This window comes from Maridesulfovibrio ferrireducens (genome assembly GCF_900101105.1).
GTDB classification, from domain to species: Bacteria; Desulfobacterota; Desulfovibrionia; order Desulfovibrionales; family Desulfovibrionaceae; genus Maridesulfovibrio; species Maridesulfovibrio ferrireducens.
The window spans coordinates 396,004-407,629 of record NZ_FNGA01000003.1 but is presented as its reverse complement, the minus strand read 5'-3'; the positions used below and the strand labels follow the sequence as shown (position 1 = coordinate 407,629).

At 42.0% G+C, this 11,626-nt stretch carries 11 protein-coding genes; 6 read left to right on the top strand and 5 right to left on the bottom strand.

Going from position 1 to position 11,626, the window contains the following annotated elements; translation table 11 throughout:
• Positions 1-94: 94 nt before the first annotated feature.
• The 5 genes from yajC to glgP form a co-directional block, all read right to left on the bottom strand.
• A complete protein-coding gene (yajC, locus tag BLT41_RS11130) occupies positions 95-442 on the bottom strand; it encodes a preprotein translocase subunit YajC (RefSeq protein WP_092161116.1) in 348 nt (115 codons plus the stop codon).
• Between the two features lie 465 nt (positions 443-907).
• Positions 908-2,185, bottom strand: a complete 1,278-nt coding sequence (locus tag BLT41_RS17780) for a 4Fe-4S dicluster domain-containing protein (protein WP_170830362.1) — start codon at positions 2,183-2,185, stop codon at positions 908-910.
• A 9-nt stretch (positions 2,186-2,194) separates the two neighbouring features.
• A complete protein-coding gene (locus tag BLT41_RS17775; protein ID WP_092161114.1) occupies positions 2,195-3,316 on the bottom strand; it encodes a glutamate synthase-related protein in 1,122 nt (373 codons plus the stop codon).
• 15 nt (positions 3,317-3,331) lie between these two features.
• Complete coding sequence (locus BLT41_RS11115) at positions 3,332-4,027, bottom strand: thermonuclease family protein (protein WP_244512254.1); 696 nt, start codon at positions 4,025-4,027, stop codon at positions 3,332-3,334.
• Between the two features lie 13 nt (positions 4,028-4,040).
• On the bottom strand, positions 4,041-6,608 hold the full coding sequence (gene glgP / locus BLT41_RS11110; protein WP_092161110.1) for an alpha-glucan family phosphorylase: 2,568 nt from the start codon (positions 6,606-6,608) through the stop codon (positions 4,041-4,043).
• A gap of 208 nt (positions 6,609-6,816) precedes the next feature.
• Here glgP and dut point away from each other — a divergent pair, with 208 nt between their 5' ends.
• The 6 genes from dut to BLT41_RS11080 all read left to right on the top strand — a co-directional run bounded on the left by dut (position 6,817) and on the right by BLT41_RS11080 (position 11,599).
• Positions 6,817-7,290, top strand: a complete 474-nt coding sequence (dut, locus tag BLT41_RS11105; RefSeq protein ID WP_092161108.1) for a dUTP diphosphatase — start codon at positions 6,817-6,819, stop codon at positions 7,288-7,290.
• Positions 7,291-7,327: 37 nt separating this feature from the next.
• The gene (locus BLT41_RS11100; RefSeq protein WP_092161107.1) at positions 7,328-8,530 is read left to right on the top strand and encodes an aspartate aminotransferase family protein; all 1,203 of its coding nucleotides are present in this window, start codon (positions 7,328-7,330) and stop codon (positions 8,528-8,530) included.
• Positions 8,531-8,600: 70 nt separating this feature from the next.
• Positions 8,601-8,807 carry a hypothetical protein gene (locus BLT41_RS11095; protein ID WP_092161106.1) on the top strand — a complete coding sequence of 69 codons (207 nt, stop codon included), beginning with the start codon at positions 8,601-8,603 and terminating at the stop codon, positions 8,805-8,807.
• A gap of 112 nt (positions 8,808-8,919) precedes the next feature.
• Positions 8,920-9,792 carry a 50S ribosomal protein L11 methyltransferase gene (locus tag BLT41_RS11090; protein WP_092161105.1) on the top strand — a complete coding sequence of 291 codons (873 nt, stop codon included), beginning with the start codon at positions 8,920-8,922 and terminating at the stop codon, positions 9,790-9,792.
• A 12-nt stretch (positions 9,793-9,804) separates the two neighbouring features.
• Positions 9,805-10,458 carry an endonuclease III domain-containing protein gene (locus tag BLT41_RS11085; protein WP_092161104.1) on the top strand — a complete coding sequence of 218 codons (654 nt, stop codon included), beginning with the start codon at positions 9,805-9,807 and terminating at the stop codon, positions 10,456-10,458.
• A 22-nt stretch (positions 10,459-10,480) separates the two neighbouring features.
• A complete protein-coding gene (locus BLT41_RS11080; RefSeq protein WP_425283313.1) occupies positions 10,481-11,599 on the top strand; it encodes a murein hydrolase activator EnvC family protein in 1,119 nt (372 codons plus the stop codon).
• Positions 11,600-11,626: the final 27 nt, after the last annotated feature.

The following is an 11,626-nucleotide window of genomic DNA, read 5'->3' as shown; positions in this document are numbered from 1 at the left end:
ATAGGAAATGTTACGACACACTTAAAAAGGCAAGCACCGTCGGAATGAACCGAACAAGGTGACTTGCCTTTGCAAGGCTGCATTACAAAAAGGCTTATTTACCTTTTTCTTCCTTAGCAGTGGTTGCCAAACCGGCGACGTATCCTCTGTCAACTTTAACCTGAAAACCTTCAGCAAGTTCAACAGTCAATTCATCACCACTAACAGCAACAATTCTGCCGTAGAGTCCGCCACCAGTCAGGATGCGATCACCCTTCTGGAGACCTGCAAGCATTGCTTTATGCTGCTTAGCCTTTTTCTGCTGCGGTCTGATAAGCAAGAAATAGAAAATTGCAAACATAAGAATGAGAGGCAGAAAGGAGCCAAGAGCACCAGCTGGTCCAGCCTGTCCCTGCCCTCCTCCGAAAGAACCCATCGCGTGTGCGATATTGTCAAAAAACATCATGTCCTCCTGAAAAGACTGTGTACGAGATAAATAATCCGCCTATTACGCGGGAACACACATGTTCCCGTAAGGGCGGTGAAAGCGATCAACGCTCACACCGATTTCCTCAAATTAATCCTTGATAACACCTCGGGGATACCGAGATAGCCATCATTAACAGGATTTACCGAAATATAAGTTTCAAACGCACTGTTAAAAATCAAAAAACACATGTGCGCCGGAAGTAACTGGTTTAGCAGAAAACACACCTATAAGTAAAACAGCTGACTAAACCACAAAAAGCTTTAACTTATCAACCTGTTACGACTACTGGCGACAGATCCATACAATGGTTAATATGAATATATACTCGATAACCGACATCGCAACGAACGTAAATAGTAAACAGGCCACCAAAGCTTGCACTTGCCTAAGTGGTTCGTAATAGGGTGTAAAGGTTTTTTTGCTTGTTATCTAGCTTTTTTAAGGATTCCACTCTTTAATAAAAAGCTCATCCGGCCACATAAGGATATCCGGACTGCCTTCACACAGCTTGTTTTTAGTTTCAGCATCCAATTTACATTTAAACTTTATAAATGAAGTAAATATACCCGCAAAATCAATGTCTCCGACCAGAACATAGCCTACGAGGCTGAATTCTTTAAAAATCAATTTGCGGTAACTCTGCTTAATTTCGTCATAAAAAAGATGAACATCATAACCGGGATTGTTCTCCGGCGCAAAGAACTCACCTACAGAAGCCATTGGTTTCCCACAAAAAATGAATGAATTTATTAAGATATTCTCAGGAGAACCGGACATATCCCCAGTTACACTGCCTTGCGTAAAGTGGCTGACAATAAGTCCTCCCCGGACCTCTGCACCAATTTTACGAGTAAAATCCAGATTTGAGAGAACATTATCATCAACTACAATCAGGCCTGCCTCAAGAAAGGACTTATCCGAGAAAAGCACACCTCTAACATTGCCGTCTTTGCCGCAAATTATTTCATCAACCGAAACTCCGCATTTCAAACGAAGTCCAACTTCTTCAATTCTGCGAGCCATGATGTCAGAAGCTTTGCGATCAAAACTCCGGGAAAGAATTCGTTCCCCTTCTTCAACAATCGCGACTTCAAGTCCCAGATTAAACAGGCTTTCTGAAATTTTTAATCCGCCAACATCTCCGCCGATGACTACTGCCCGTTTAATATCTTTTGAAATTTTAAGAAGCTCATGAATATCGTTTAAAACGTTGTTTATTTCTTCTCTTTCAATATTCGAAGAAATAGAAGGGTGCAATTCTACCGAGGCTGGAGGACTTTCATAAAATTTTAAAGCGCGGTTAGGACACACCTGCACGCAGGCCGGACCTTCATCTCTACCGGAACACAAGTCGCATTTGATAATCTTATTCGTAAGCTTATTGCGCTGTATTGCCCCGTAGGAACAACTTACAATACACGACCAGCACCCCACGCACTTTTCAGAGTTATACTCAACCACGCCCGAATCACGATTCTTTGACAATGCCCCGGCAGCACATACGGCAACACAAGCAGGTTCATCACAATGTCTGCAACTAAGCGCAACGCATGTCCCGCTGTTTTCGACAACCTGTATTGAAGAAACAAGTCCGGCGACCCGCTCTTCGGTATAAGCAAGAATCAAATCTTTAGTTTTTGAATGAACGGTAAGGCACGCAAGCTCACACAGTTTGCACCCTATGCAATATTCTTTATCTGGATATACTCGTTTCACGAATGATTCCTATTGCCCTGAGTGCTTGACGTCCAAAATCGTCATTTCTGTATCAGATAAGCCCACTGCTCTGAGTTTGTCTCTATTTCCACGCAACTCATCAAGTGAACTGAGTCCCATCGCGCTTAACATCAGCTTAATTTCACAATTCCATGCACTGACCAGATTCACCAGTTTTTCTGCTGCAATTTCAGGATTCTGACGTTTGGAAAGAATTGGATCGGTGGTTGCGATTCCCCATGGACATTTACCAGTATGACACTGACCGCAGCAGGTGCATCCTACCGCCGCCATTGCAGCATTACCGATGCAAACAGCATTTGCTCCAAGAGCGATTGCTTTAACAACATCAGCGCTGCAACGAAAGTTACCCTCTGCGACAACTGACACTTTATCTCGCAATCCCTCGTCTCTTAACTTCTGATCTACCACGGCAATTGCAAGTTCAATAGGCATGCCTGCATTATGTATCCTCGTAGAGAACGGGCCTCTACCTAATTGCTGTGCCTCAATGAAAACAATATCCGCCCCGGACCGCACAGCATCAACGGACATATCAGCGACATTATGGCCCGCAGCAACGAATTCACCATGTTGCTTATCAGCAACATCAAAATCCATACCGAGCTTTCCTGCAGCACTTTTCATGGCAGCAAACAGATTTGAATTAATTGGATTAGATGATCTAGTACCGAATAAAATAGGATTTTCGATTGTAAACTGAGTGGACAATGAAAGATCATTTAAAAAATTATCTGGTAAACAAGTATCAAGCAGCAATTTATCCCAATAACAAGGGACAACTGCATTTGCACCCAAACCTGACGACAAAACCTCGCCGGTTTCTGCCTGTTTATAAATATTGCGCAAAAAAACCGCCTGCCCTAATTCATTCTGGCAAGAAGATGAGTCGTAATTTTTAGTTATGAGAGCCCCGGTAGGACAAAAAACTGAACAGCGCTGACAACCGACGCACTTACTATTGTCATGATCAACTATGTTTCGAACAGCATCTCTAAAATGAACACCATATGAACACTGCCGAATACAAACATCGCAATCAATACAAAGATTCTTATCCCGCTCAATTACAAACTCATGATAAAAATCGGTTAATTTATGAAAAAGCAAAATAACCTCAAAAAACTACTGGGTGACGTTGGGCCAGAACTTTGAAGCCCTTGCGGGAGTATATCCTTCCATAAAAGCTTCACCGAGAGTACTGAACCGAACTTTATTTCTATTCATAATCGTAACCGAAAAGTTACTGCCGACACGAAAACATCTGCGGCTTCTCATATTTCCGACCCATTTTATATTAAAATCTTTGAGACTGGAAATTTTGCGCCAGAAACCTTTCACTTCCGACATAGCTTTTCTTTGAGCCTGTAATAATAAATCCTGCTTTGCAGAATCATTATAAGGGTGAAAATAGAAAAAAGCCGCGCCCTTTTCGACCATAATCTCATTCACAAAAGAATTATCCAGATATACCCATCCGATAGTTCTTCCGTAATTGTCTTTCCCCTTCTTAACAGGCTCAACTCTTACAACTTTATTTAGAAGCAACTCCTTAAGAATTTCAGAGGATTCTTTAGCGTAATACTGATCAGGCTTCCCCTCACGTCCTACTTCCGGAGTATCAATGGAAGCAATACGAATTGTTTCATTATTTTCAAGAACAAATGTATCCCCATCAATAACATGCTTAACTTTCCCTTCAAATGCTTCACAATTCAAAGCGGAGAAAAGACATATACATACCACGACGCAAAAAAACAAAACGGAGCTTCTATTAGCCCCGTTTTGTTTATCATGATTTTTATAAAATCGAATCAGCACATTATTTTCCTGTTTATTGAGCCCAATGAATAAGTCCAAGGGAATGCGGATCAAGCAGCAGTTCATGATGAGGAAGAATTCTTACAGTGTAACCGAACCTTCCGGCTTCACTGGGAAGCACTTCTCCCTGATAAAGATGCCAGCCAGCTCCCAGACTTTCCTCAGGAGTCATTATGATCGTTTTACGACCTATAAACTCCCGATCCTGACTGACTGGACCTGCATAAATTTCTACTTGAACATCCTCAGTATTTAAACCGTTAAGAAAAACCTCGGCACTGATAATAATCGGTTCCTGAACATATATATCCGTATGCACTTCAGAAACAATATTTCTGATTTTAAGACTGGACCACTTCGTCATAAGTTCCATTCTCCAGGCAGCTAAATCTTTAGCTCCCTTGAACTCATCTTTCGCCATAGTCTTATAATTATTAAAAGCAGGTAGATACGCCTTTTCGGTGTAATCTTCAACCATACGGTTCGCATTAAACTCAGGTCCGAGTTTGCACAGAGCGGCTTTCACCTTCGTTACCCAGCTTCTTGGAAGACTTCCATGTCCGCGATCATAAAAATCCGGGATAATGTCATTCTCCAGCACCTTATAAAGGGTCTGACTTTCAACAAAATCCTGATACTCATGATCGTTATAATCTTCGCGTCTGCCAATCGCCCATCCGAGACTGTTATCTGGCAAATAAGCTTCGTCCCACCAGCCGTCAGGAGTACTGAACTGCAACACACCATTAGCCATTGCTTTCATACCGCTTGTTCCGCAAGCTTCAAGGGGACGTCGGGGAGTATTGAGCCATACATCACAGCCCTGAACAAGATAATTCGCCATCTTCATGTCATAATCTTCAAGAAAAACCATACTCATACGGCATTCTTCACGACGGCAAAACTGAATCAGTTCCTGAATCAATTTTTTACCTTCATTATCCTGAGGATGTGCCTTGCCTGCAAAAATAAACTGAACAGGATATCTGGTATCAGAAATTAGTTTAACTAATCTTTCCTTATCCTTAAGCAACAGTCCTGCTCTCTTATAAGTAGCAAACCTGCGGGCAAAACCGATGGTCAGTGCTCTTGGATCAAGCGCTTCCTCTGCAAGTTCAATCTCTTTTCTGCGAGCACCTATATTAAGCAATTGTTTACGAAGCCTTTTGCGAACAAAGTCCACAAGCTGTTCTCTTAACCGCTCATGAGTTCTCCAAAGTTCCGCATCAGGAATATTATCAACCTGTCTCCATGTACGAACACAATCCGGATCTTCACGCCAGTTCGTACCGAGATAGCGGTCAAAAAGGAGAGAAATATCGTTAGCGACCCAAGTAGGCATATGAACACCGTTGGTGATCGCCCCGATGGGAACATCTTCAACAGGATACTGAGGCCAGACTTTCTGCCACATATTTCTGGAAACCTGCCCGTGAAGCTTGGAAACTCCGTTATTAAAACGAGAAAGCTTAAGTGCAAGGACTGTCATACAGAACAATTCACTGTCATCACGGGGATCTTCCCTGCCGAGCGCCAGAAATACTTTATAAGCCAGCCCCATAGTCTGAGCGTACGGCTCAAAATACGGGCGCATCAAATCAGCCGGAAAGCGATCGTTCCCCGCAGGAACCGGAGTATGTGTCGTAAAGATACTTGAAGACGCGACCATTTCCATAGCAGCTTCAAACGACAAACCGTGATCGGTCATGAACACTCTGATACGTTCAAGCCCGGCAAAAGCAGAATGACCTTCATTCATATGAATTACACTAGGCTCAAGTCCCAATGCGGCAAGAGCTTTAACTCCACCCACACCGAGAAGAATTTCCTGCCACAGCCTCATTTCGAGATTGCCTCCGTAAAGACGGGCTGTAATAGCTTTAAACTGAGCAGTATTCTCTGAAATATTGGTATCAAGAAGATATAATGTAACACGCCCGGCATCGACTTTCCAAATTTTTACATGAAGCGGCTCACCTTTCATTTCCAAAGTAAATTTAAGATCTTCACCTTTCTCATTCTTAGCAGGCTTAATCGGCATTTCTTCAAAGTCATGACTGGGATAACGTTCCTGCTGCCAACCGTCCTGAGTCATATACTGGCGAAAATACCCATGCTGATAACACAGACCTATACCCACAAGTGGAATATTTAAATCACTTGAGGACTTAAGGTGATCACCGGCGAGAATACCAAGTCCTCCAGAATAAATCGGTAAACTGAGACCTATTCCATATTCAAGGCTGAAGTAGGCAACTACAGGTTCTCCCTGTTTTGCTCCCTCAAATTTATATGAACAGCTTGCTCTGGAAAGATATTTGCTCTGTATTCTCACGGCTTCATTAAGACGTTGAATAAAGAAAACATCAGTTGCAAGCTCTTCCAACTGTTTTTGAGGCATGTTGTTCAAAAACGCAACGGGGTTCTGCTGGCAATCCCGCCACAGAACCTGATCAATTGAAGAAAAAATGCTGGAAATATCGTTATTCCAAACAAACAAAAAATTATATGCTAAGTCCCACAATTTTTCCAACTGCTTAGGCAAACGAGGGACAACACTGTATACGCGAAGCGGCTGCATATGTATCTCCTTAGTAATATACAATTTTGACTGTACTAAACTCAATCTATCAGAAAAGCCTAACGTTTTACACTTATATTTATTATTTGCCTTATTCAGATGTTTTTTTCAAGACAGTTTAATATTAATAATTTTATGTAGAAAGTTGACACCCACAACATGTAGGAGCACTCTCTGTGATTGAAATATTTCTAAAAGGATAAGATTTATGACGACCTCAAGCACACACCTCATAGATGTAAAGGTGAAATACCTTAATGAGATAGCCAGAAAAAGCGGCATGGAGTATTCAACTCCCAATTCTGCCGGAATTGATCTGCGCGCCTGTATAGACAACGATTTTATAGAAATAAACCCCGGTGAAAGATATCCATTTCCTGCCGGAATAGCGATTGAAATTACAGCCAAGGGTATTGCCGGCTTTGTGTATTCACGAAGCGGACTGGGAACAAAGGATGGCCTTACCGTCAGTCAGGGTGTCGGGGTTATTGATCCGGACTACCGCGGAGAGATTAAAGTTTCGCTCCTGAATACCTCCGGCGAAAAGCGACGAATTGAGCGCGGGCAGCGCATAGCACAATTAGTTTTTATGCCCTATTATCACGCGTCGATTATCCCTTGCGAAGAACTGTCCTCAACTGAGCGCGGTTCCGGCGGATTCGGTCACACTGGTAAGAAATAATAACCTCTCAGTAAATATAAGTGAAAGTGAAATTGTCATGACTAAATATGAATCTCTTGTTGAAAACACAAAAAAATCCATCTGCAACACTTACGGCAGATATCCAGTTGATGTAACCAAAGCCAAAGGTAGCAGACTCTGGGATCTCGAAGGGCGTGAATACATAGATCTGCTTTCCGGCATATCCGTTGTAAACCTAGGACATTGCCGTGAAGATATTGCTGACGTAATGGCCGAGCAGGCTCGCAAGCTGGTACATGTCAGCAATCTTTTCTATCAGGAAGAGCAAGTCGAATGTGCTGAAAAACTTCTTGCAACATGCGATGCGGACAAAGTGTTCTTCTCCAACTCAGGAGCTGAAGCCAACGAAGCCGCAATCAAACTTGCCAGAAAATATATGCGCACTGTTAAAAACAGAGATGCTTATGAGATTATCACTCTCGAAGGATCTTTTCACGGCAGAACTCTGGCAACATTGACGGCCACCGGTCAGACAGGTCCGATCAAAGACGGCTTCTCGCCTCTTCCTGAAGGGTTTTCCTCTGTACCTGTGGGCGATATTGAAGCCATGTCCGCGGCAGTATCAGACAAGACTGCTGCTATCATGGTTGAAATGGTTCAGGGAGAAGGCGGTATCAAACCTCTCGCTCACGACTATGTACAAGCAATTGTAGCCTTGGTTAAAGAAAAAGATATTTTACTTATAGTTGATGAAGTTCAGTCCGGACTATGCCGGACCGGTAAATGGTGGGCTCATCAGCACTATGCAATTACACCCGACATTTTCACTTCCGCAAAAGCTCTCGCCAATGGACTCCCCATGGGCGCAATGCTTGCCACTGATGAAGTTGCAAAAGGATTTACCCCCGGAAGCCACGCAACAACATTCGGCGGCAGCGCACTTGTTTCCAAAGTTTCTTCCAAGGTTCTCGACATAATGACCGAAGAAAAACTAGCTGACAGGGCCGCAGAAATGGGTGATTTTTTTATCGGTGAAGCTCTTAAACTCAAAGACAAGTATCCCGGAAAGATTGTATCTGTCAGAGGTCTTGGTTTAATGCTTGGAATTGAACTCGGATTTGACGGCAATGAAGTGTTTTCAAAACTTCGTGATAAAGGATTTATACTTAACCTCACAAAGGGAATCATCTTAAGGCTTCTGCCCGCACTTACTATTGAGCGTGCAGATCTCGTATCTTTCCTTAATACTCTTGATGAAATATTAGCTGAAATGGATTAATGCGACTTGACCATCATTCTACCCAAACTTATCTTTATAGTATAAGATAAGAAAAACTGGAGAGACAGAAATGGATACAATCGCCCTTTCCATCCCTGTAGAGGGAGGCGTTCAAGATACCTCCTTTATACCTGCGACCAATACAGAGCGGACTGACGTTGCTAATGATATGCACGGCCCTGCACTCAGGGCTCATGAAGCAGATCTTGCAAAAGAGGCTTCCTCAGTTATGAACAGAGTGACCGGAAAAGGAACTATAATAGACCAGATGATATAAATCTTAATCCTGAAAAACAAAAAGCCCAAGGACAAAACGTATGTTTCATACGTGAGTATTTGGGCTTTTTTGCAGCACAAAATATATCTTAATAACAAAATAAGGCGATTAAATGTCCACACTTCTTAAAATTCAATTCACACTGCCTGAAATAGAAAATGCCGAGTGTCAGGTATATCTTTCCGGAAAAGTTGCTCATGGATGGGAAGAAAAACCGCTTGATGATGACAGTATCTTTTACACCATGCATCTTGAAGATCACTCTCTGGGAACAGAGATAATTGATGAGATAAAAAAAAGGTGGCCCGAAGCAGGATGTATCCACGAAGAAATTGAAGAGGAAAACTGGGGACTTGCCTGGAAAGAATTTTTTGTACCAATCGTTTGCGGAGACATGTTTGAAATTTTGCCTCCGTGGTTGATGGACACCAAAACCGAAGGGTTGATGCATATCGTCATTGAACCTAAAATGGCTTTCGGTACAGGTAATCACCCGACGACAGCTCTTTGCCTTGAATTAATCAGTAAACTATTCCGTGAAGGTAAACTTGATCCGAAGATGTCTTTTTTTGATCTCGGGACAGGTTCCGCCATCCTCGCAATTGCCCTTGCAAAGCTGGGACTTAAAGGAACAGGCGTCGATATTGATCCGCAATCTATTATCTGCGCTCTGGAAAACATGGAAAACAACGGAGTTGAATCCGACATAACCCTTGCCGTCGGAAGCGCTGACTGCATTGATCAAAATCTGAAATATGATCTTGTGGTTGCTAATATATTATCAGGCCCCCTCATTGAATTGTCTCCTGCTGTTATTGCAAGATTGAAAGAGAACTCAATCCTGATTCTTTCAGGAATATTGAACGAACAGGCCGAAAGTGTCGCCAAGGCATATATCACAAAAGGACTGCCTGCTCCTGAAATATTCATAGACGGTGAATGGGCTGCCCTGCTCTGGAAAAATACCGGCGCAACTGACAATTAAGAAAGAAAAACAATGGACAGAGAATCTTTACTCATGGGCTACTACGAGGCCTTATCAAAGACCTTAGGCCCAAGTCATTGGTGGCCCGGTGAAACTCCGTTTGAAATAGCGGTCGGAGCGATACTCGTACAGAATACAAACTGGAAGAATGTCGAAAAAGCAATTCATAACCTTAAAGAAAATGATGCGCTGACCCTTCAGGGAATCCGTAAACTATCTTTAGAAGAATTACAGGAACTGATCCGCCCTTCCGGATTTTTTAGAATAAAATCTGTAAGACTGATCAATTTTCTGGATTTTCTAGATGATAATTCTGCTGAGTGCATTACAGATTTAGCCGCTTTCGACACCTTTACGCTGAGAGAAAAACTTCTTTCTGTAAAAGGTATCGGACCGGAAACAGCTGATTCAATCCTGCTCTATGCACTGAAAAAGCCTATATTTGTTGTTGATGCCTACACTCGAAGAATTTTCAATAGACATATGTTAATCCACGAGGATATTGAATACCATGAACTTCAAGATTTTTTCATGGACGTTTTAAGAGATGATGTACAACTATTCAACGAATATCATGCTCTTCTGGTTAAAACGGCGAAAGAATGGTGTAAAAAAACTGACCCCGATTGTGACAACTGCCCACTGGGAAAATTTCTCAACAACTGAACCATTATGAAATATGCTTAAAGTGTCCTTTAGACATATACTGATCGTTACAGCAGCTTTGTTTGCTTTTTCCCTGCTATCGACTTCTTATGCGATGGCGGAGGGTTCTGCTGCGAACAGAATCCGTGAAGAAATCAAAGATCAAAAGCAACACATTCAACAACAAAAACAAGTTTTATTAAAACTAACCCGCGAAGAAAGGGATATGTTTGGTGAACTTGCATCAATTGAAGACAGAATAACTGACATTGAACGAAAACTTTTCAGAAGCGAAGACGAGCTGAGCAAAATTATTGCTGATGAAAATGCGGCTAAAAAGGAACATGCCGTCCTACAGGATGATCTGGAAAAGATCGTAGGCAACTTAAAGCTGATGCTTGCAAAGCTATGGCCTATTCATTCCCGAAAGCTCGAAAACAAATTCGGTTCTCTTGAAGACTGGGAAAGCTCTGATCGTAATTTTGTATGGCTTGCCTCAATCTATAAAGATGCAAAAACTGAACTTACCAAAGCTGAAAATAAAGCTAAAATGATTTCAGAAAATCTTGAAGTTCAAAAGGATCTTCATTTAAAAGCCCAAAAAAAACTGACGAAAATCAATAAGACAAAAGACCTTTTACTAAAAGACAAACTAAGCCTTCTTTCCGGAATCAGACAGATCAGATCCATGAAAATGAGTAGGGAGCAGGAATTAAAAGCTCTTCTTGATACAATTAACAAACTGAATTACAAACTTAAAAGTCTGACCAGCAAAAAGATTCTTAATTTTCAGGGATCACTGCCGGCCCCTTGTGACGGTAAGGTTAAAATTAACTTTAAACCTTCGGCAAAACCTCCTGTGCGGGGAGAAGGTTACGCAACCAATGGCAATATTGATGTCAAATCCATTTTCTGGGGAAAAGTCGTTCATAATGACACCCTTAGAGGATTCGGGCGCGTTGTTATCATTTACCACGGATACAATTACTACTCCCTGTATGCTTACCTTTCGGAAAGCTTCGTAAAAACAGGGCAGGAAGTTGAAAAGGATGAAGTTATCGGAAAAACAGGATATTATCCTACACTTAAAGGTACCGGACTCTATTTTGAATTGCGTTTTCACCAGAAACCCGTTAACCCGCAAAAATGGCTTTCCCGATAATAATGAGTAATAACTTTCAAATGAATA

Bases quoted from the DNA above. Each gene is read 5' to 3' on its own strand.
- BLT41_RS11100 (WP_092161107.1), top strand. From the start codon at position 7,328: ATGACTAAATATGAATCTCTTGTTGAAAACACAAAAAAATCCATCTGC.
- BLT41_RS11085 (WP_092161104.1), top strand. From the start codon at position 9,805: ATGGACAGAGAATCTTTACTCATGGGCTACTACGAGGCCTTATCAAAG.
- yajC (WP_092161116.1), bottom strand. From the start codon at position 442: ATGTTTTTTGACAATATCGCACACGCGATGGGTTCTTTCGGAGGAGGG.
- dut (WP_092161108.1), top strand. From the start codon at position 6,817: ATGACGACCTCAAGCACACACCTCATAGATGTAAAGGTGAAATACCTT.
- glgP (WP_092161110.1), bottom strand. From the start codon at position 6,608: ATGCAGCCGCTTCGCGTATACAGTGTTGTCCCTCGTTTGCCTAAGCAG.
- BLT41_RS11095 (WP_092161106.1), top strand. From the start codon at position 8,601: ATGGATACAATCGCCCTTTCCATCCCTGTAGAGGGAGGCGTTCAAGAT.
- BLT41_RS11090 (WP_092161105.1), top strand. From the start codon at position 8,920: ATGTCCACACTTCTTAAAATTCAATTCACACTGCCTGAAATAGAAAAT.